This is a genomic window from Microbacterium sp. (assembly GCF_047971895.1).
Classification (GTDB): domain Bacteria; phylum Actinomycetota; class Actinomycetes; order Actinomycetales; family Microbacteriaceae; genus Microbacterium.
The window spans coordinates 1-19,503 of sequence record NZ_JBKEAF010000135.1 but is presented as its reverse complement, the minus strand read 5'-3'; the positions used below and the strand labels follow the sequence as shown (position 1 = coordinate 19,503).

The 19,503-nt window shown below is 69.5% G+C and carries 18 protein-coding genes and 1 tRNA gene; 14 read left to right on the top strand and 5 right to left on the bottom strand.

Annotated features, from left to right (window positions below; all coding sequences use genetic code 11):
• Window positions 1-32: 32 nt before the first annotated feature.
• The 8 genes from ACK5IN_RS10340 to ACK5IN_RS10305 all read left to right on the top strand — a co-directional run bounded on the left by ACK5IN_RS10340 (window position 33) and on the right by ACK5IN_RS10305 (window position 8,686).
• Entirely contained in the window at window positions 33-1,406 is a 1,374-nt protein-coding gene (locus ACK5IN_RS10340) for an NAD(P)/FAD-dependent oxidoreductase (protein WP_416896120.1), read from the top strand.
• A 28-nt stretch (window positions 1,407-1,434) separates the two neighbouring features.
• Window positions 1,435-1,507, top strand: a tRNA-Leu gene (locus tag ACK5IN_RS10335).
• Between the two features lie 224 nt (window positions 1,508-1,731).
• Entirely contained in the window at window positions 1,732-3,231 is a 1,500-nt protein-coding gene (gadC, locus tag ACK5IN_RS10330; RefSeq protein WP_416896101.1) for a putative glutamine/gamma-aminobutyrate antiporter GadC, read from the top strand.
• A gap of 5 nt (window positions 3,232-3,236) precedes the next feature.
• Complete coding sequence (locus ACK5IN_RS10325; RefSeq protein WP_416896100.1) at window positions 3,237-4,547, top strand: hypothetical protein; 1,311 nt, start codon at window positions 3,237-3,239, stop codon at window positions 4,545-4,547.
• Between the two features lie 47 nt (window positions 4,548-4,594).
• Window positions 4,595-5,827, top strand: a complete 1,233-nt coding sequence (locus ACK5IN_RS10320) for an amino acid deaminase/aldolase (protein ID WP_416896099.1) — start codon at window positions 4,595-4,597, stop codon at window positions 5,825-5,827.
• A complete protein-coding gene (locus ACK5IN_RS10315) occupies window positions 5,824-7,137 on the top strand; it encodes a D-arabinono-1,4-lactone oxidase (protein ID WP_416896098.1) in 1,314 nt (437 codons plus the stop codon). The genes ACK5IN_RS10320 and ACK5IN_RS10315 overlap by 4 nt, the downstream gene beginning before the upstream one ends.
• Before the next feature lie 89 nt (window positions 7,138-7,226).
• Window positions 7,227-7,796 (top strand): LemA family protein, encoded by a 570-nt coding sequence (locus ACK5IN_RS10310; RefSeq protein WP_416896097.1) that lies wholly within the window; start codon window positions 7,227-7,229, stop codon window positions 7,794-7,796.
• Window positions 7,797-7,807: 11 nt separating this feature from the next.
• The gene (locus ACK5IN_RS10305; protein WP_416896096.1) at window positions 7,808-8,686 is read left to right on the top strand and encodes a M48 family metalloprotease; all 879 of its coding nucleotides are present in this window, start codon (window positions 7,808-7,810) and stop codon (window positions 8,684-8,686) included.
• A gap of 21 nt (window positions 8,687-8,707) precedes the next feature.
• Here the strand turns inward: ACK5IN_RS10305 and ACK5IN_RS10300 are convergent, their stop codons facing one another.
• Together ACK5IN_RS10300 and ACK5IN_RS10295 are read right to left on the bottom strand one after the other, a co-directional pair.
• Window positions 8,708-9,604: a hypothetical protein gene (locus ACK5IN_RS10300; RefSeq protein WP_416896095.1), complete on the bottom strand. Its 897-nt coding sequence runs from the start codon at window positions 9,602-9,604 to the stop codon at window positions 8,708-8,710.
• Window positions 9,605-9,628: 24 nt separating this feature from the next.
• Complete coding sequence (locus ACK5IN_RS10295; protein ID WP_416896094.1) at window positions 9,629-10,864, bottom strand: winged helix-turn-helix domain-containing protein; 1,236 nt, start codon at window positions 10,862-10,864, stop codon at window positions 9,629-9,631.
• 119 nt (window positions 10,865-10,983) lie between these two features.
• Between ACK5IN_RS10295 and ACK5IN_RS10290 the strand changes: the two genes are divergently transcribed.
• Window positions 10,984-12,177 carry an AI-2E family transporter gene (locus ACK5IN_RS10290; protein ID WP_416896093.1) on the top strand — a complete coding sequence of 398 codons (1,194 nt, stop codon included), beginning with the start codon at window positions 10,984-10,986 and terminating at the stop codon, window positions 12,175-12,177.
• The gene (gene ilvA, locus ACK5IN_RS10285) at window positions 12,174-13,415 is read left to right on the top strand and encodes a threonine ammonia-lyase (RefSeq protein ID WP_416896092.1); all 1,242 of its coding nucleotides are present in this window, start codon (window positions 12,174-12,176) and stop codon (window positions 13,413-13,415) included. The genes ACK5IN_RS10290 and ilvA overlap by 4 nt, the downstream gene beginning before the upstream one ends.
• A 222-nt stretch (window positions 13,416-13,637) precedes the next feature.
• Here the strand turns inward: ilvA and greA are convergent, their stop codons facing one another.
• Both greA and ACK5IN_RS10275 read right to left on the bottom strand, forming a co-directional pair.
• Entirely contained in the window at window positions 13,638-14,126 is a 489-nt protein-coding gene (gene greA / locus ACK5IN_RS10280) for a transcription elongation factor GreA (RefSeq protein WP_416896091.1), read from the bottom strand.
• 101 nt (window positions 14,127-14,227) lie between these two features.
• Window positions 14,228-14,623 carry a DUF4307 domain-containing protein gene (locus ACK5IN_RS10275; protein ID WP_416896090.1) on the bottom strand — a complete coding sequence of 132 codons (396 nt, stop codon included), beginning with the start codon at window positions 14,621-14,623 and terminating at the stop codon, window positions 14,228-14,230.
• 99 nt (window positions 14,624-14,722) lie between these two features.
• Here ACK5IN_RS10275 and ACK5IN_RS10270 point away from each other — a divergent pair, with 99 nt between their 5' ends.
• Window positions 14,723-14,980 (top strand): hypothetical protein, encoded by a 258-nt coding sequence (locus tag ACK5IN_RS10270; protein ID WP_416896089.1) that lies wholly within the window; start codon window positions 14,723-14,725, stop codon window positions 14,978-14,980.
• Here ACK5IN_RS10270 and trhA read toward each other — a convergent pair.
• Window positions 14,960-15,646, bottom strand: a complete 687-nt coding sequence (trhA, locus tag ACK5IN_RS10265; protein ID WP_416896119.1) for a PAQR family membrane homeostasis protein TrhA — start codon at window positions 15,644-15,646, stop codon at window positions 14,960-14,962. The genes ACK5IN_RS10270 and trhA overlap by 21 nt on opposite strands.
• 117 nt (window positions 15,647-15,763) lie before the next feature.
• Here trhA and ACK5IN_RS10260 point away from each other — a divergent pair, with 117 nt between their 5' ends.
• The 3 genes from ACK5IN_RS10260 to ACK5IN_RS10250 all read left to right on the top strand — a co-directional run bounded on the left by ACK5IN_RS10260 (window position 15,764) and on the right by ACK5IN_RS10250 (window position 19,248).
• Window positions 15,764-16,549: an isoprenyl transferase gene (locus tag ACK5IN_RS10260; protein ID WP_416896088.1), complete on the top strand. Its 786-nt coding sequence runs from the start codon at window positions 15,764-15,766 to the stop codon at window positions 16,547-16,549.
• Window positions 16,550-16,568: 19 nt separating this feature from the next.
• Window positions 16,569-17,708 (top strand): aminotransferase class V-fold PLP-dependent enzyme, encoded by a 1,140-nt coding sequence (locus tag ACK5IN_RS10255; RefSeq protein WP_416896087.1) that lies wholly within the window; start codon window positions 16,569-16,571, stop codon window positions 17,706-17,708.
• A gap of 256 nt (window positions 17,709-17,964) precedes the next feature.
• Window positions 17,965-19,248 carry a PhoH family protein gene (locus ACK5IN_RS10250; RefSeq protein WP_416896118.1) on the top strand — a complete coding sequence of 428 codons (1,284 nt, stop codon included), beginning with the start codon at window positions 17,965-17,967 and terminating at the stop codon, window positions 19,246-19,248.
• Window positions 19,249-19,503: the final 255 nt, after the last annotated feature.

The window sequence follows — 19,503 nt, the reverse complement described above, 5'->3', positions numbered from 1 at the left end:
CTTTCATCGTGACCAGCACTGCAGGCAACGCCGTGCCCAAGATCCTCATCGTCGGTGGCGGCTACGCCGGCTTCTACACGGCCTGGAAGCTCGAGAAGCACCTGCGCCGCGGCGAGGCCGAGGTCACCATGGTCGACCCCGTGCCGTACATGACGTATCAGCCGTTCCTGCCCGAGGTCGCGGCCGGCTCGATCGAGGCGCGCCACGCCGTCGTCGCGCACCGTCGCCACCTCAAGCGCACCCACGTGATCACCGCGAAGGTGACCGCGATCGACCACGACAACCGGGTCGCCACGATCACCCCGTCGATGGGGGAGCCGTGGCAGCAGGAGTACGACCAGATCGTCGTCACCGCCGGTGCCGTCTCGCGCACCTTCCCGATCCCCGGCATCGCCGACAACGCCATCGGGCTGAAGACCATCGAGGAGGCCGTCGCGATCCGTGACCGCCTCATGTCGAACTTCGACAAGGCGGCCACGCTGCCCCCGGGTCCAGAACGCGATCGCCTGCTGACCGTTGTCGTGGTCGGCGGCGGCTTCGCCGGCATCGAGGTCTTCGCAGAGCTGCGCTCGCTGGCATCCTCCCTCGTCTCGCACTACCCGTCGCTCACGTTCGACGACACGCACTTCCACCTCATCGAGGCGATGGGCCGCATCATGCCCGAGGTGTCGCTGAAGACGAGCGAGTGGGTGCTCAAGAGCCTGGCGGCGCACGGGGCGAGCGTGCACCTCGACACACAGGTCAACGGAGCGGTCGACGGCAACGTCGAGCTGTCCACGGGCGAGACGATCCCCACCGACCTCGTCATTTGGACCGCCGGTGTCATGGCCAACCCGACCGTGGTGCGCGGCAGCGACCTCATGGTCGAGGAACGCGGGCGCATCCGTACGCGGCCCGACCTGCGCGTCGGCACCGACGACGAGATCGTCGAGGGGGCCTGGGCGGCCGGGGACGTCTCGGCGGTGCCCGATCTGTCCGGCGGCGGTGTGGGCGGGTACTGCGTGCCGAACGCCCAGCACGCGGTGCGGCAGGCGAAGCTGCTCGCGAAGAACCTCGTCGCCGTGCTGCGCGGCGAGGCCCCGCGCGACTACTTCCACAAGAACATGGGCGCCGTGGCGGGTCTCGGCCTGTACAACGGTGTGTTCCAGTCCGGCAAGCTCGCGCTCAAGGGCTTCGTCGCGTGGCTGGCGCACCGTGGCTACCACGGCCTGGCGATGCCGACGTGGGAGCGCAAGTGGCGCGTGCTGTGGGGCTGGTGGAACAACTTCTGGCTCGACCGTGATCTGGTCAACCTCGAGACGGTGCAGAACCCGCGCTACGTCTTCGAGGAGTTCGCCGCGCGTCCGCGCCCGCCGCAGCCCGTCGAGGCAACGTCGGCCGAGGCCGAGTCGAAGGTCTCCGTCTGATCCACGCCGGTCTGTAGCCTGAGGGTGCGCCCCCGTAGCCCAATGGCAGAGGCAGGCGACTTAAAATCGCTTCAGTGTGGGTTCGAGTCCCACCGGGGGTACGGCGTGAGGTGCCGCGCGCACCGCGGCGGTTCACTCCGTGCGCGTGGTGGACGAGACGCACCATCAGGACGCCACGTTTGAATCTGCTGTGCGCTTCCTATGAGACTTGATAGGGTGTGTCGTGCACGCAGTCGGCCCAGCCGACCGACGTCGGGAGGTACGTGTGTCTCAGAATGCCGACCAGGCCGCTGGAGCGGCCGTGAGGAACCGCAGGGCGAATGCTGTGAAAGTCGGCGGGATCTCGATCTTCGGCCTCGCGCTGCTGAATGTCACCGCCGTCGCTTCGCTGAACAACCTGCCGGCGGAGGCCGAGTACGGACTCAGCTCGATCTTCTACTACGTGGTCGCCGCCATCTTCTTCCTGGTTCCGATCGCGCTGGTGGCCGCGGAACTCGCCACCGGCTGGCCCGAGAAGGGCGGGATCTTCCGCTGGGTCGGCGAGGCGTTCAAGGGTCGCATCGGTTTCATGGTGATGTTCATCGCCTGGGTCGAGGTGTGCGTGTTCATCCCGACCGCGCTGACGTTTGGCGCCGTGTCGCTGGCCTTCATCAATCCGGACGAGAAGGAAGCGGAGGCGCTCTCGGGGAACAACATCTTCGTCATCATGATCGTGCTGGTGGTCTACGCGCTCGCGACGATCATCACGCTGTTCGGCAGCAAAGGCTTCGCCACGATGGCGAAGTGGGGCGGCGTCATCGGCGTGTTCATCCCGATGGCGGTGCTGTTCCTCGGGGCGATCGCCTACGCGGCCAGTGGGCATGCGCCGGAGATGGACGTCAGCTGGGGCGCCGTGATCCCCGACTTCGCCGGCTTCGGCACCATCGTCCTCGCGCTGGGCATCACTCAGATGTATGCCGGTATGGAGATGAACGCAGTGCACATCAAGGAAGTGAAGAACCCGACGCGCAACTACCCGATCGCCATCTTCATCTCGGCGGGTCTGACCGTGTTGATCTTCGCGCTCGGCACGCTCTCGATCGCGTGGGTCATGCCGAAGAAGGACATCAACCTGACCCAGGCGATCTTGGTGACCTACTACGACATCTTCGACTGGATGGGCATTCCGTGGGGTGGTTCGATCGCCGCGATCATGCTGGCGGTCGGTGTGCTCGTCACGGTGACGACGTGGGTCGCCGGTCCTTCGACGGGTCTCCTCGCCGGCGCCAAGGGCGGGTACCTCCCGCCCTCGTGGCAGAAGACGAACAAGCACGGCGCGCCCGTACTGATCTTGGGTGTGCAGGCGGCGATCATCGTCGTGCTCGCCATCCTGTTCGTCATCCTGCCGAGCGTCCAGGCGGCGTACCAGATCCTTCAGCAATTGGCGACGATCCTGTACATCACCATCTACATCCTGATGTTCTCGGCGGTCATCCGTCTGCGTTACAGCCAGCCCGACCGGCCCCGGCCGTTCCGTCTCGGCAAGAAGGGTAACGGGTTCCTGTGGGTCGTGGCAGGCGTCGGCTTCCTGGTGGCGGCCTTCACGTTCTTCGTCGAGTTCGTGCCGCCGAACCAGATCGATGTCGGCAGCCCGGTGCTGTACACGGTGCTGCTCATCGTGGCGGTGCTCGTCGTCTATGCGATTCCGAACATCATCTACCAGTTCCGCAAGCCGAGCTGGAAGTCGAACGACCCGGATTACGCGCCCTTCACGTGGGAGCAGAAGACGGATGCTGCGGCCACACCCGTCGCCGCAGCATCCGCCGACACCGCTCAGGAGGAGTGAGCGCGGTGGCGTACGACAAGGTCCGCTTCATCGGCTACGCCATCCCGACGACACCGGCTGACATGGTTGCGGTGGGCGACCCGAACGGCACCGGCGCGGTCGCGGGCACCTATCGGGCGGCCGAGGATGTGCAGGTGGACATCCAGGCTCGGGCGAAGGTGCTGAAAAGCGCTGTCGACACGGCGAAGGCAGCAGCGCCCGACGACCCGAGTGTGCTGAACGTGTTCGTCGCACCCGAGTTCTTCTGGCACGGCACGATGGGACCCTACGTGCACAAGCCCGGGGAGGAAGACCCGGCCGATGCGATCCTCGCGGTGCTGCAGGAGCAGTTCCCGGCGGAGGCGTACCCGAACTTCCTGCTCGTGCTGGGCACCGTGATCAGCGCCGAGGTCGCCGACATCGACGCCGTCTTCGCCTCGACGTCGACGACGGTGCGCAATGACATCGTCAAGGCGTTGGGGGAGGGCTGGATCGCTTCGTCGGGACCGCTCAGCCTCGTGATCTTCGACATGTTCGTGAACTTCGCCAAGAACGGACACGCCTACCCCTCAGTCGAGGTGCGCAACCGCGCACTCGTGCTGAGTTCGACGCCCATCGACGGCGTCACCGCGGGACTTGGGGTGCAGGCGCTCACGACCGAGAAGTACTACGACTCGAACGAGGACTTTCTCTTGTGGGATGTCACCGGCAAACCCGTCATCACCGAGCAGATGACGGCATACCCGGTGCTTGACACGAGCGCTGGCGACTTCAAGGTCGACGCGTTCGACCCCTACGCGATCTTCACGGTGCCGAACGGCGATCAGCCGATCACCGTCGGTGTGGAGATCTGCCTGGACCACTCGGATCACCGTCTGCGCGAGAGCGCGAAGACCAGCCCATGGCCGTCGGCCGCCTCCGGCATCGACCTGCACCTGATCCCGTCCTGCGGGATGCAGCTGCACCCGTCGTCGGTCGCGGCGAAGGCCGGCGGCTGGGCGTTCAACACCGACGGGCAGTACGTGCTCGGCGCCACCGCCCAGGCAGGCGATGCCCAGCGTGGCGTCGTCGCCGGAGTCGACAGCATCTACACCGACTACGCGGATGCCGCCAGCAGTGCATACGGTGCGCACACCCAGCTCGCACGGGTGAAGACCGAGGCTGTCGGTGCCGACGAGAACGCGCCCGGGTCGCACAACGCGACCTTCCAGGCGGCACCGGATGTCGCGGTCACCGTGCTTGAGGTCGAAGCGGCGCCGAACCACGACGAGTTCTTCGCCGGTGGTCCCGGTGTGATCCACATCTACGGCAAGGACTCCCCGCTGCCACTGCGATGACGACCGCGGGGCGGTGCGCACGGTGCGCGTGCGCGTAGTCTGAGAGGATGCTCGACCTGCTCGCCGCGAGTTCCGACGCGGCCGTCGAACCCTGGCGCGACCCTGCCGCCTACTGGGGTGCCATGACCACCGCCGTCGCAGGCCGCTCCGGCCCTGTCGCCGCCGTGAACATCGATGCGCTGCGCTACAACGCCCTCGATCTGCTCGTGCGCACCGGCGGCGTGCCCATCCGGGTCGCGAGCAAGTCCGTGCGCGTGCGCGCGCTGCTCGACGCGACGCTCGCCCTGCCCGGCTATCGTGGCATCCTCGCCTTCACGCTGCCCGAGGCGCTGTGGCTGGCCGAGGACCACGACGACATCGTGCTCGGCTACCCGACCGCCGACCGCGACGCGATCGCGCGACTGGCCGCCGACGAGCAGGCTGCCGCGCGCATCACGCTCATGGTCGACGACCCGGCGCAGCTCGACCTGATCGACGCGGTCGTACCCCCGGCATCCCGCCCCGCCCTGCGCGTGGCCATCGACGCCGATGCCTCGTGGCGCGCACCCGGCCTCGGGCACATCGGAGTGCGCCGCTCACCGCTGCACCACCCCGGCGAGGTCGCCTCGTTCGCCCGGGTCATCACCGGGCGCCGGGGTTTCCGGCTCGTGGGGCTGATGATGTACGAGGCGCAGATCGCCGGTCAGGGCGACGACACCGGATCGGGCGATGCGGTGATCCGGTGGATTCAGCACCGCTCGCGGCACGAGCTGCGCGCCCGCCGCGAGGCGATCGTCGCCGCCCTGCGCGAGATCGCCGCGCTCGAGTTCATCAACGGCGGCGGCACCGGCTCGCTCGAGTTCACCGGCAGCGACGATGCGGTCACCGAGGTCACCGCCGGCAGCGGACTGCTTGCGGGGCACTTGTTCGACGGATACCGGTCGTTCGACCCGGCGCCGGCCGCCGCGTTCGCACTCGATGTCGTGCGCAAGCCGCTGCCCGACATCGCGACCGTGCTCGGCGGCGGATGGATCGCGTCGGGTCCGCCCGCGGCGTCGCGACAGCCGGTGCCGACCTGGCCGCGCGGCCTGCGCACACTGCCGCGCGAAGGATCCGGCGAGGTGCAGACCCCGCTGCACGGGGCGGCCGCCCGCGGCCTGCAGGTGGGTGACCGGGTCTGGTTCCGCCACGCCAAGAGCGGCGAGCTGGCCGAACGGGTCGACGAGTACCGCCTGGTGACGGGGGACCGGCTGGTCGCGACAGCGCCCACGTACCGCGGCGAAGGGAAGACGTTCCTGTGACACGCATGGGCGGTGTCTGGCAGAACTGGGGCCGGTCGGCGAAGGTGCGCCCGCGGTCGGTGGAACGGCCGGCCAGCACCGCGGCGGTGCGGCGATCCGTGCAGGCGGCCGGGCGCCACGGTCTCGACGTGAAGGCCGTCGGCGCCGGTCACAGCTTCACCGGCATCGCCGTCGCTCCCGGCGTGCTGCTCGATCTCGGCGACCTCACCGGCCTCGTTTCCGTCGACCGCGAGCGCGCCCGTGTGACGCTGCGCGCCGGCACCCGCCTGCACCAGATCCCCCGGCTGCTGCGCCCCTACGGGCTGGCGATGCAGAACCTCGGCGACATCGACCGGCAGACGATCTCGGGGGCCATCTCCACCGGCACCCACGGCACCGGATCGCGCTTCGGCGGCATCTCGACACAGGTCGTCGGGGCGCTGCTGGTGACCGCCGACGGCGAGCTGCTGACGGTCAGCGAGGCAGAGAACCCCGAGCTGCTACCCGCCGTGGCCGTGGGCCTGGGCGCGCTGGGCGTGCTCGTCGAGGTGACGGTGCAGTGCGTGCCGGCCTTCGTGCTGCACGCCGTCGAGCACCCCGAACCCCTCGATGACGTGCTCGCCGCGATGACCGAGCGCGCCGAGGCATCCGATCATTTCGAGTTCTACTGGTTTCCGCACACCGACGTCGCCCTCACCAAGACGAACACGCGACTGCCCGGCGATGCACCTCGGCACCCGCTGCCGCGCGTGGGCCGGTGGGTCGATGAAGAGCTGCTCGCCAACGGGCTGTACCGCGTCGTGTGCGGGACGGGGATGGCGATCCCCGCGCTCGTGCCGCGATACAGCCGACTGGCGGCTCGGCTGACCGGAAACCGCGAGTACACGGATGTCTCGAACCGTGTGTTCACGCAGAACCGCCGTGTGCGGTTCCGTGAAATGGAATACGCGGTTCCCGCCGAGAACGTCGAACCCGCCTTCCGTGCCCTCGTACGGCTGATCGACGAGCGCCGCTGGCGCATCTCGTTCCCGGTCGAGGTGCGCTTCACCGGCGCCGACGACCTCTGGATGTCGACCGCGTCGGGCCGTGCATCGGGGTACATCGCGGTGCACCGCTACTGGCGCGAAGACCCCGCCGAGTACTTCGAGGCCGTCGAGCAGATCATGCTCGGCTACGGCGGGCGCCCGCACTGGGGCAAGATGCACACGCTCGACGCGGCGGCGCTGCGTGAGCGCTACCCCCGGTTCGACGACTTCGTCGCACTGCGCGACCGCCTCGACCCCGAGCGCATGTTCGCCAACACGTATCTGGAGCGCGTGCTCGGGCGCTGAGCCGGTTCGCTGTGAGTCGACCGCGCATCCAGGGTGCTGTCGGGCGCGATCGTTAGGATGAGGGCACCGAACGAACGGAGACCACTCGCATGTGGGCATGGCTCATTCCCGTCCTGATCGTCGTCGCACTCGTCGTCATCATCGGGATCTACCTGTGGGCGACCTACAATTCGCTCGTCCAGCTGAACGTGCGCGTCGATGAGGCGTGGAGCGACATCACGGTGCAGCTCAAGCGGCGGGCCGACCTGATACCCAACCTCATCGAGGCGGTGAAGGGCTATGCCGCCCACGAGAAGGCCGTCTTCGAGAACGTCACGCGAGCCCGGGCCGAGACGCTCAGCGCGGGCGGGCCGGCCGATGCCGGCGTGGCCGAGGGGCACATGCAGCAGGCGCTGAAGAGCCTGTTCGCGGTCGCCGAGGCCTACCCTCAGCTGCAGGCCAGTCAGAACTTCCTGCAGTTGCAGCAGACTCTGGTCGACACCGAGGACAAGATCCAGGCCTCGCGCCGGTTCTACAACGGCGGTGTGCGCGAGCTGAACACGAAGATCAAGGTCTTTCCGAACAACCTGTTCGCCCGCAACCTCGGGTTCTCCGAGCGCGAGTTCTTCGAGGTCGTCGACGGTGCCGCGATCTCCGAGCCGCCGCGCGTGCAGTTCTGATCTGACCCGCGGTGTACTCCGCAATCGCGCGCAACAAGCGCAACACCTGGTTCATCATCATCGGCTTCGTGCTGGTGCTGGGGCTCATCGGCGTGCTCGCCGGCTGGCTGGCGGGCAACAACTGGTGGATCACCGCATTCATCCTCGTCTTCGCGGCGGGCTACGCCACGGTGCAGTACTTCGCCGCATCCAGTGAGGCGCTCGCGATGGCGGGGGCGTTCCCGGTCACGCAAGCCGAGGCACCGCGCTACTACCGCCTGGTCGAGAACCTGTGCATCACCACCGGCACCCCGATGCCGAAGCTGTACGTCGTCGACGATCCGGCGCCCAACGCCTTCGCGACCGGCCGCACACCCGAAGAGGCATCGATCACCGTCACCACCGGGCTGTTCGAACTGATGACGGACCGTGAGCTTGAGGGTGTGCTCGCGCACGAGCTCGGGCACATCCGCAACTACGACATCCGGGTCTCGCTCATCGTGTTCGGGCTCGTGGTCGCGGTCGGCATCCTCGCCGACGTCTTCCTGCGCGTCGCGATCTTCGGCGGTCGCGGCCGCGGGCAGGCGCAGTGGGTGTTCATGGTCTTCGGTCTCGTCGCCGCGATCGTCGCACCGCTGCTGGCCGGTGTCGTGCAGGCGTCGATCTCGCGGCAGCGCGAGTACCTCGCCGATGCCACCAGTGCGATGACCACCCGCGACCCCGACGGGCTCGCGTCGGCCCTCGCGAAGCTGGCCGACCATGGGCGCCCGCTGCAGAAGGCGAACACGTCGATGGCGCATCTGTGGATGGCCGATCCGCTCAGGCCCGGTGGCGTGGCCCGCCTGTTCGCGACCCACCCGGCGATCCCCGACCGCATCGCGCGCCTGCAGAGGATGGGCGGCGAGTTCTGAGCAGGACGAGGGGTGGATGCCTCAGCGCACCGCCAGCACGAGCCGATCGCCGTCGAACGACATCGACCCGTACAGCGCCCAGTCGTCGGCGCGATAGGTGAACGCGCCTGCCTCGCCGCGCCACGTCGTGCCGCGGGCGGTGGCGACGATGACGCCGCCGGTCGCCGCGAACTCCGACGCGTCGGGCAGGAGTGAGACCTGCGGCGTCTGCTCGACGCGAAACGCAAGACCTTCGAGCGACGTGAGGTCGGCGCCCCACGGCACGCGCAACCCGCAGTTCGGCGGCACGGCGGTCGCCGGCTGTGCACACGCCGCGGCATAGGCATCCACCTGCTCCTGCGCGATCGCGGTCGCCTCGGGCCGCAGCATCGCATCCAGGTCGATGCGCACCGGCGACTCGTTCGTCACGGGGACTGTGACCCCGCCCTCGAGCAGCTCGACGGGTGCGGGGGCGATCGGGTACAGGGCAGGCAGCATGGCGGTCTGACCGAGCGGCACCATGACCTCGCCGAGCCGTGCGCTGTCGCCGAGCGTCGAGGCGATGTCGACGGTGGCGAGGTAGTCGGCGGCCAGGTGCCATCCGGCCGCACCCTCGGCGAGCACGAACCCGATGACGCCCGGCTGCCCGTCGAGCGTGACCTCGGCGCGGAAGCTCAGATCGTCTGCGGGCGGCGACACGGTCACGTCGGCGATGTGCCCGCTCGCCCCGTCGAACAGGTCGAGCAGGCGGTCCCGGTCGGCGTCGCCGGAGAGGAATCCGGCGAGCGTGTCGCGGTCACCGGATTCGAGCGCCTGCACGTATCGCTGTGCGGCCTGCTCTGCGGTCTCGCCGCGCAGCAGCCACCAGGTCAGGCCGGTGCCGGCGAGCACCACGACGAGGGCTCCCACCACGATGCCGACGACTGCCCCGCGCTTCACGCGTCCCACCCTAGCTTTCGTGGACTAGTGACGTGCGACGCCCGGCATCGCCCGGGCGAGGTCGTCGACCGCGTCTCCCCACGATGAGACCGAGATGGTCTCGAGACCCCGCCAGTCGGCGGCGTGGCGCAGTTCGGCGGCCAGCCGCTCGGCCGCGTGCGGGGGAGCGCCGTGCTCCCACCACGCCGACTGCACGAGCAGCCGTGACGCCTGACGGTCGGCCTTGAGGTCGACGCGGCCCACGAGGTCGTCGCCGACGAGCACCGGCAGCGAGTAGTAGCCGAACCGGCGCATCGGCGCCGGCGTATAGATCTCGATGCGGTACTCGAAGTCGAACAACCGTTCGGCGCGGTCGCGGAACCAGACCACGGGATCGAAGGGAGTGAGGATCGCCGTGGCATCCACCCTCCGCGGCACGCGGGCCTCGCGGTGCAGCCACGCCGGCGCGGGACGCCCGCCGCTCGTCCATCCCTCCACCGTCACCGGTGTCAGCTCACCCGCGTCGACGAGGTCGGCGACGGCCGCGGCCACCGCGGGGCGGTCGCGCAGTCGCCAGTAGTCGGCCAGGTCGGATGCTGTGGCCACACCGTAGGCGCGGGCGGCGCGCCGCACGAGCTCGCGCACCGCATCGGCACGCGGCACGGGGCCGGCCAGCACCTCCGCGGGGATCACGTGCTCGGCGAGCGCGTACCTGCGCTCGAAGCCGCGCCGCCCCGCAATCGCGACCTCGCCGAACAGGAAGAGGCGCTCCAGCGACTGCTTGATGACATCCCAGTCCCACCACGGTCCCCGGCGCGCCTGCTTCGCATCGTGATCGATCTCGGCCGACCGCAGCGGACCACGGGCGGCGAGCTCGCCGCGCACCCAATCGAGGATGCCGGCGTGCTGCCGCATCCACTCGCCGTCGCCGTACTTTGCGCGCAGGTCGTCGCGGCGGAACTGGAACAGCGCCCAGTCCGCGACCGGCACGAATGCGGCGACGTGCGCCCACGACTCCACGTACGGCGGCCGGCGCACGAACAGCAGACGATCGAGCAGTGCCGTGTCGTACGCGCCCAGGCGCGAGAACAGCGGCATGTAATGCGAGCGCGAGAACACGTTCACCGAGTCGATCTGCAGCACGCCCATGCGGGCGAGCGCTCCGTTCAGCTGCCGGGTGCCCGGGGCGGACGGGCGGGATGCCGCAAACCCCTGTGCCGCCAGGGCGACGCGCCGCGCCTCGGCGCCGCTGAGTCGCTCTCTGACCCGCCGCTCGCTCATGCCCGCAACGTTATCGCCGCGCACCGACGTTCGGTCGTCACATTCGGTGGGTGTGGCGCCCGAAGACCCGCCAGATGCGGCGACTCAGGAATCAGGGATGCAGCAAATAGACTTGCCGGGTGACCGACTCCGACGACACGCCCCGCGGCGGGTTCTTCGACGCCCTGCGCAGCCGCAGCCGCACGGTCTCGACCGAGGTGGGGTCGAACCTCCCGCGCGGGCTGCGGGTGGCAACCGCATACTCGTGGCGACTGCTCGTCGTGGCGGCGGCCATCGGCCTGGGCGTCTGGCTCGTCATCCAGCTGAAGCTGCTCGTCATCCCGCTGCTGGTCGCGATCCTCATCACCGCACTGCTGTGGCCCGCCTTCTCATTCATGCTGCGTCACCGCGTGCCGCGCTGGCTCGCCATCGTCATCTCGGTCATCGGCACCCTCGCGATCGTCACCGGGCTGCTCTGGCTGGCCGTGTGGCAGATCACCCGCCAGTGGGATTCGGTGCAGGAGCGCACCGTGGACGCGATCGCGCAGCTGCGCCAGTACCTCATCGACGGACCGCTGCACCTGACCGCGGATCAGATCGACGAACTGCTGGCGCAGGCGGGGGAGTTCATCGAGCAGCAGAGCTCGCTGCTGTGGTCGGGGGCACTCGCAATCGGCACCACCGTCGGACACGTGCTCACCGGTGTCGTGCTCGCCCTGTTCATCCTGCTGTGCCTGCTGGCCGACGGCGGGGGCATCTGGCGCTGGGCGGTGCGCCTGTTCCCCAAGACGGCGCGCCCGGCAGCCGACGGCGCCGGCCGCGCCGGGTGGGTCACCGTCGTGAACTACGCGCGCACGCAGCTGCTAGTGGCCACCATCGATGCTGTGGGCATCGGGCTCGGCGCGTTCCTGCTCGGTGTGCCGTTGGCGATCCCGGTGGCCGTGCTCGTGTTCCTCGGCGCGTTCGTGCCGATCGTCGGCGCCGTGGTCACCGGTGCGCTCGCCGTGTTCCTCGCACTCGTCTACAACGGCTGGTGGATCGCGCTGTGGATGCTCGTGGTGGTGCTCGGTGTGCAGCAGCTGGAGGGCCACGTGCTGCAGCCGCTGCTCATGGGCTCCGCCGTCAAGGTGCATCCGCTGGCGGTGGTGCTCGTCGTGGCCGGCGGTGCGATGATCGCCGGCATCCCGGGCGCACTGTTCGCCGTGCCGCTGGCCGCGTTCGTCAATGTCGTGGCCGTGTATCTGTCCGCACGCGGATGGGAGGCGGGAGCGAAACCCGTCGACGCCGATCTGATCTGGAGCACCGTTCCCACGGGGAGGAAGAAGACCCGATGACGATGACCGGCACCGCAGCACCCACGCTGGCCGAGTTCGAGACGGCGGCGGCGGCCCTCGCGGGCATCGTCGAGCACACGCCGCTCGAGGAGTCACTGCACCTGTCAGAGCTGCTCGGCGTGCCCGGGTACCTCAAGCTCGAGAATCTGCAGCGCACCGGCTCGTTCAAGATCCGCGGTGCCAGCTACCGCCTGTCCCGGCTGACTCCCGACCAACGCTCGCGCGGTGTGGTGGCCGCCTCGGCCGGCAACCACGCGCAGGGGGTCGCACTGGCCGCCCAGCAGCTGGGCATCCCCGCCACGATCTTCATGCCGCTGGGCGTGCCGGTGCCCAAGCTCCTGGCCACCCGCGGCTACGGCGCCGAGGTGGTGCTCGAGGGCGCGACCGTCGACACGTCGCTGCGCCTGGCGGCCGAGTTCGCCGAGCGCACCGGGGCCGTGCTGATCCCGCCGTTCGATCATCGCGACATCATCGTCGGCCAGGGCACGCTCGGCCTCGAGCTGTTCGACGATCTTCCCGACGTCGAGACGGTGCTCGTCGGCATCGGCGGCGGCGGCCTCATCGCCGGCGTGGCGTCGGCGCTGAAGGCCCGGGCCGCCGCCGCCGGACGCACGGTACGGATCGTCGGCGTGCAGGCCGAGAACGCTGCCCCGTTCCCGCTGTCGCTGGCGGCCGGTCACCCTGTCGAGGTCGAGACGCAGCCGACGATCGCCGACGGCATCCTCGTCGGCCGACCGGGCGACATCCCGTTCGCGATCATCCAGGATCTCGTCGACGAGGTCGTCACCGTCAGTGACGACGACATCGCCCGCGCGATCCTTGCCCTGCTCGAGCGCGCCAAGGTCGTCGTCGAGCCCGCCGGCGCCGTGGGCGTCGCCGCGATCCTCGCCGGCAAGGTGACCGCGAGCGGCCCGACCGTCGCAGTGCTGTCCGGCGGCAACATCGACCCGCTGCTGCTGCAGCGCGTGGTGGCGCACGGGCTCGCGGCATCCGGCCGGTACATGACCATGCGCATTCCGCTGCCCGACCGCCCGGGCCAGCTCTCGCGTGTGTCGGATCTGGTCGCACAGGCGGGCGCCAATGTGATCGAGGTGCTGCACACGCGGCACGCCCAGGGGCTGCAGATCAGCGAGGTGATCCTGCAAATCTCGGTGGAGACCCGCAGCGAGGAGCACAAGGCGCTCACGCTGCAGACGCTGCGCGAGGCGGGATTCGCGCCGGTGGTCGTGCCCGACTAGGCACCGAGCACGCTGCAACGCGACGCCGGGATCAGAGAGCATCGCGACCGGCAGCGCAGTCGGTGCACGACCTCGCGCTGATACCCCGTGCTCCCGAATCTCTCTGACCACCCGCAGGTGTAGATCGTTGTCGTCGCGGTACCCGTTCGCTGCGCGCGGCGAGCGAAAGGTCGAGTCGAGGCTCGCCCGAGATCGCGCCCGACGACGCGAGGGAATCGTGGCTCAGCGCCCGTCGTACGTCTCGACCTTGACGATCTCAACGGCGATCTCGCGGCCGTTCGGAGCCGTGTAGCTGGACTTCTCGCCCTCCGTGAGGCCGAGGATCGCGGCGCCCAGCGGGCTTGCCTCGCTGTACACATCGAGGTCGGATCCGGCGGCGATCTCGCGGCTGCCGAGCAGGAACACCTCTTCGCCGCCGGCGACCAGCGCCGTGACGACGGTGCCCGGCTCAACCACGCCGGTGCTCTCAGGTGCCTCGCCGACGGTGGCGTTCTTCAGCAGGTGCTGCAGGGTGCGGATGCGTGCCTCCTGCTTGCCCTGCTCGTCCTTCGCGGCGTGGTAGCCGCCGTTCTCCTTGAGGTCGCCCTCTTCGCGTGCCGCTTCGATGCGCTTCGCGATCTCTTCGCGGCCCGTCGTCGAGAGGTGCTCGAGCTCGGTGGCGAGGCGGTCGTATGCCTCTTGCGTCAGGAAGGTCACCTGGGTGTCAGACACGTCGATTCTCCTTCAGAGATGAGGGCGGCGGGGCATGCCCCGGGATGAACGAGACGCCCCGGCGTCCGCCAGGGCGTCAGTGACGAGATGTTGCCGACAGGCTACGTCACCCAGCAGGACTTCACCAAACCTGTGGTCGCTTCGGCGACGGTGGGCACGGTCTCGGCGAACGCGCGAACGGTGATGTCGGATGCCTCGAGCTCGACCACCGCGAAGCCGACGACGCCGTGCTCCTCGTCGAGTGCCTCGATCGCGCACGCGAGCGGGGTCCCGGGGGGTGCCGACACCTGGAACTCCACGGTCACCGCGCGCTCGCTCAGGTGGAACGCCGTGGCGTCGGCCTTCAGCGCGTTGGCCGGGTTGGTGAGCGTCGACCACGCGAACCACGCGACGACCGCCAGCGCGACGACGACGCCGGCCACGACCCAGGCGATGCGCGTGCGACGCGCGCCGCTGCGACGGCCGTAGCGCTCCTCGAGGTCGGTGTGAGTGGTCATGGTGCTCCGGGCGAATCGTCGCGTCTAGGCTGGAAGAGGCCAGACCCGGGGGATCCGGCTTGCTTCAAGGCTATGCGCTGCGGCGCGGAATGAGGAAATATGCACGCTCTCGCGGCGCTGATCGCGGCCACGGCGACCCCTATGCCGACCCCGACCCCGACCGTCGACCCCGCGCTGGTCACGCCCGGACCGTGGGGTTTCGGCGTCATGGCGGTGCTGGCGGTCATCGTGATCCTGCTCGTCGTGGACATGCTGCGCCGAGTGCGCCGCGCCCGCTACCGTGTCGAGGTCGGCGCCGAGCTCGACGCCGAGCAGGCCGCCGCGGACGACGAAGGGTCAGCCGGGAAGACCCAGTGACGGCGCCAGCGGCCGCAGCGCGATGATCAGGCACGCGGTCCAGTGGCAGAGGAACGCGAGCACCGTGCACACGTGGAAGATCTCGTGGAAGCCGAACACCCCCAGCCAGGGGTTGGGCTTCTTCATCGCGTAGACGACCGCGCCGACCGTGTAGAGCACGCCGCCGACGATGACGAGGATCATCATCGCGGCGTTCGCTTGGAAGAGGTCGACGATGTACATCATGGCGGCCCAGCCGAGCACCAGATACAGCGCGACGTACAGCCAGCGCGGGGCGCCGATCCAGAAGACGCGGAAGAGGATGCCGAGCAGCACACCGCCCCACACCCCGCAGAGCAGGATCAGCCCCTTGTCGGGAGGCAGCGCGAGCGTCGCGATCGGCGTGTACGTGCCCGCGATGAGCAGCATGATGTTGGCGTGATCGATGCGCTTGAGCACCGCCTTGGTCTTCGGTCCCCAGTTGAACCGGTGGTAGAGGGCGGAGTTGCCGAATAGCAGCAGCGAGGAGGCCATGAAGACCGCCGATGCCCACTTCGCCGGGACCCCGTCGGCCAGCACGATCAGGACGATGCCGGCCGCGATGGCGACGGGGAACGTCGCCGCGTGGATCCACCCGCGCCACGTGGGCTTGATGTCGACGTCCGCGTCGATGCTCGCCGCTTCCATGAGCGGCAGCTGGGGCACCTCGGGCAGCCGGGCGTCGACCGGTCGTTTCACCTCTCGAGCGTATCCACCGGCGCATGCCGAGCCTGGCACATAGCTGTGCGGCGGTAGCGTAGGGGGGTGAACACGCGGCAGGCGAACGAGGGCAGGGGACCGCTCTATCGTCTCTACATAAATCGGCTCCGCCGCGGCCTGTCGCCCGACGGGGTGCCGCGGCACGTCGCGATGATGATCGACGGCAATCGCCGGTGGGCCAGGCAGCTCGGCTACGAGACCGCCGCGCACGGGCATCGGGCCGGTGCCGCCAAGATGCGCGAATTCCTCGGCTGGTGCGACGACGTCGGGGTGCAGGTGGTTTCGCTGTATCTGCTCTCGAACGACAATCTGCGAAAGCGCGACAGCGCAGAGATCTCCGATCTCATCGAGATCATCGCCGAGCTGGCCGACGGCCTGTCCCGGGAGCGCGACTGGCGGGTGCAGATCGTGGGGCGCACGGCCCTTCTTCCGCCCGAGCTGGCCCTGGTCCTCGCCGAGGTGCAGGAGCGCACCCGGTCGAACCCTGGAATGCACGTGAACCTCGCCGTCGGTTACGGAGGCCGCAACGAGATCGTCGACGCGGTGCGCAGCATCATGGCCGATCACGACCGCAGCGGCGGCTCGCTCGAGGAGTTGGCGGAGAGCCTGACCCCCGAGCAGATCGGCGAGCATCTGTACACGGGTGGGCAGCCCGACCCGGATCTGGTGATCCGCACGTCGGGAGAGCAGCGTCTGTCGGACTTTCTGTTGTGGCAGTCTGCACACAGCGAGTTCTATTTCGTGGAGGCCCTGGGGCCGGATCTGCGTGAGGTGGACCTCCTGCGGGCGATCCGCGACTACGCGTCGCGCGACCGTCGCTTCGGGGGTTGATCACACATGAAGGAGGGGAATGAGCGTGTCGGACGAGACCGCGTTGGAGATGTATCGGGCGACGTTCGACGGTGAGCCCGGCTATCTGGACTGGGCCGGCTTCGGTCCGGTGTCGCCGGCGGTGCGCAGTGAGCTGCACGCCGACGCCGAGCTGCTGGGCAGTGGCCGCCTGTCGGGGATGTCACTCGTCGACGAGCGTGCGGGCGCGGCCCGCGAGCTGCTCGGCGAGCTGCTGGGCGCGCGCACGGATGAGGTGTCGCTGCAGCCGTCGACGACCCACGGACTGCAGCAGGCCGTGTACGGGCTCAGCGGCGGCGTGATGGTGGGCAGGCGGGAGTTCGCCGCGCTGACGGTCACCGTGACCCGGGCGGCAGAATCCCTCGGCCGCGTGCAGCCGCAGTGGCTCGAACCGGCCGACGGGTTCATCACCCCCGACGCGGTGCGCGAGGCGCTCACCGAGGACACGCGTGCGTTGGTGGTCAGCCTTGTCGACTTCCGCACCGGCTACCGGGTCGATCTGCCGGCCCTGCGCGACGTGCTCGGTGAGGATCGGCTGCTCATCGTCGATGCGGTGCAGGCCTTCGGCGTCGTCGATGTCGACTACGGTGCCGCCGATGTCGTGTGCGGGCACGGCTACAAGTGGCTGCGCAGCGGTCGCGGCACCGGCTTCGCCTGGTTCGGGCCGCGCGCGCAGGAGCGCATCGCGCCGGTGCTGTCGGGGCTGACGGGAATGGATGTCGAGGGTCTGCCCGACACGGTCGAGCGCCCGGCCGCGACCGGACGCGCCTTCACGGTCAGCCTGCCCGACACACTCGCGGCGGCTCGCCTGGCGACGGGGCTGCGCGAGGTGCGCGATGCCGGGCCGGCGGCCATCGAGGCCGAGATCGCCGCCCGCACCGCCGACGTCATGTTCTTCGCCGACCGCTACGAGATCGAGGTCGTCACGCCGCGCGAACCCGAGCGGCGTGCCGGCATCGTCGCGCTGCGCCCGCGCCCGCGGGACGTGGCCCCGCTGGCGGCATCGTTGGCCAACCACGGGCTCACCGTGACCGCGCGCGGCGACCTCATCCGCGTGTCGGCCCACGTCGGCACCGATGCCGACACCCTGCGACTCTTCGGCGATGCGCTGGCCGGATTCGCCTACGCGCGCGTGGAGTGAACATCGTGTGAACGGAGGGCGCGGTGGCATCCGCTCCCCGCGTGTCGCTGCGCTGCCGCACCCGCCGCCGTCGTACCGTCGAGTCATCGGGCACGGTGCCCGGTCGGGTCGGCCTCACGGATCACGACTCGTGACCCACGGTCGACTCGAGAACCCGGGAACACCCGGTCGGGAGTCAGACGTGACGATACGAACTCGGCAGCAGACGACCACTTCACTCGGGGCGGGGACGGCACCCCCCGAGACGCCGCAGGACCTGCGCACCTATGTGCTCGACACCTCGGTGCTGCTCAGTGATCCGCGGGCGCTGTTCCGCTTCGCCGAGCACTCCGTGGTGATTCCGGTCGTCGTCATCTCCGAACTCGAGGGCAAGCGCCACGACCCCGAGATCGGCTACTTCGCGCGCCAGGCACTGCGCCACCTCGACGATCTGCGCGTGGAGCACGGGCGCCTGGACTTCCCGGTGCCGGTCGGCGCCGGAGGCACCCTGCGGGTCGAGCTCAACAGCCCCGACACGGGCATCTTGCCCTCGGGCGTGCGGCTGGGCGACAACGACAGCCGCATCCTCGCCGTCGCCGCGCACCTCGCGCAGGACGGCGGGCCGGTCACGGTCGTCTCCAAGGACCTGCCGATGCGTGTCAAGGCGGCATCGCTGGGGATCAGCGCCGAAGAGTATCTCGCCGAGCAGGCGGTCGACTCCGGCTGGTCCGGCATCGCCGCGATCGACATCTCCGGCGACGAGATCGCCGACCTGTACGAGACCGAGGTCGGCCTGAGCGAGGAGGTGCGGGGTCTTCCCGTCAACACCGGGCTCGTGATCCACTCCGAGCGCGGGTCCGCACTGGCACGCGTCACCACCGATGGCGAGTTCCGGCTCGTGCGCGGCGATCGTGAGCTGTTCGGGCTGCACGGGCGTTCGGCCGAGCAGCGCATCGCCGTCGACCTGCTCTCGGACCCCGACGTCGGCATCGTGTCGCTCGGCGGCCGCGCCGGCACGGGCAAGTCGGCCCTCGCCCTGTGCGCGGGGCTCGAGTCGGTGCTCGAACGCCAGCAGCAGAAGCGCATCATCGTCTTCCGTCCCCTGTTCGCCGTCGGGGGCCAGGAGCTCGGCTACCTGCCCGGCGACCAGCAGGAGAAGATGAACCCCTGGGGCCAGGCCGTCTTCGACACCCTGTCGGCGCTGGTCTCCCGCGAGGTCGTGGACGAGGTGCTCGACCGAGGGATGCTCGAGGTGCTCCCGTTGACCCACATCCGGGGGCGCAGCCTGCACGACGCCTTCGTCATCGTCGACGAGGCGCAGAGTCTGGAGCGCAACGTCCTGCTCACCGTGCTCTCCCGAATCGGGCAGAACTCCCGGGTGGTGCTCACTCACGACGTCGCCCAGCGCGACAACCTGCGCGTCGGTCGCCACGACGGGGTGGTGGCCGTCGTCGAGGCGCTCAAGGGTCACCCCCTGTTCGCCCACGTCACGCTGACTCGCTCCGAGCGCAGCCCCATCGCGGCCCTGGTCACCGACCTCCTCGAGGGCCTGGAGGTCTAGCCGCACCACCGCCGCGCCCGTCGAGGGAGTGGGCCTGTCATCCGGGCCCCCGGGTCGCCGGGGCCTGTGGAGAACCTGACATTGCCTGCGGTCGATCCGCGGGCCCTGGTCTCTTGACGAAGATCTCGTGTTGGTAACGGTCGCCTCCGGAGCCGTCGCTGGCACACGGAAGGACTGCGCCGCGGATGACTCGCTACACGCCGCGCCAGGCTCCGCGGCATGCGGCGGAGCCCCGCCCCGGCCCGCTGCCCGCCT

What these genes read in the sequence shown, in the direction of transcription:
- ACK5IN_RS10320 (WP_416896099.1), top strand. Translation starts at nt 4,595, where the DNA reads ATGCTCGACCTGCTCGCCGCGAGTTCCGACGCGGCCGTCGAACCCTGG.
- ACK5IN_RS10310 (WP_416896097.1), top strand. Translation starts at nt 7,227, where the DNA reads ATGTGGGCATGGCTCATTCCCGTCCTGATCGTCGTCGCACTCGTCGTC.
- ACK5IN_RS10295 (WP_416896094.1), bottom strand. Translation starts at nt 10,864, where the DNA reads ATGAGCGAGCGGCGGGTCAGAGAGCGACTCAGCGGCGCCGAGGCGCGG.
- ilvA (WP_416896092.1), top strand. Translation starts at nt 12,174, where the DNA reads ATGACGATGACCGGCACCGCAGCACCCACGCTGGCCGAGTTCGAGACG.
- ACK5IN_RS10275 (WP_416896090.1), bottom strand. Translation starts at nt 14,623, where the DNA reads ATGACCACTCACACCGACCTCGAGGAGCGCTACGGCCGTCGCAGCGGC.
- ACK5IN_RS10270 (WP_416896089.1), top strand. Translation starts at nt 14,723, where the DNA reads ATGCACGCTCTCGCGGCGCTGATCGCGGCCACGGCGACCCCTATGCCG.
- trhA (WP_416896119.1), bottom strand. Translation starts at nt 15,646, where the DNA reads ATGGAAGCGGCGAGCATCGACGCGGACGTCGACATCAAGCCCACGTGG.
- ACK5IN_RS10255 (WP_416896087.1), top strand. Translation starts at nt 16,569, where the DNA reads ATGAGCGTGTCGGACGAGACCGCGTTGGAGATGTATCGGGCGACGTTC.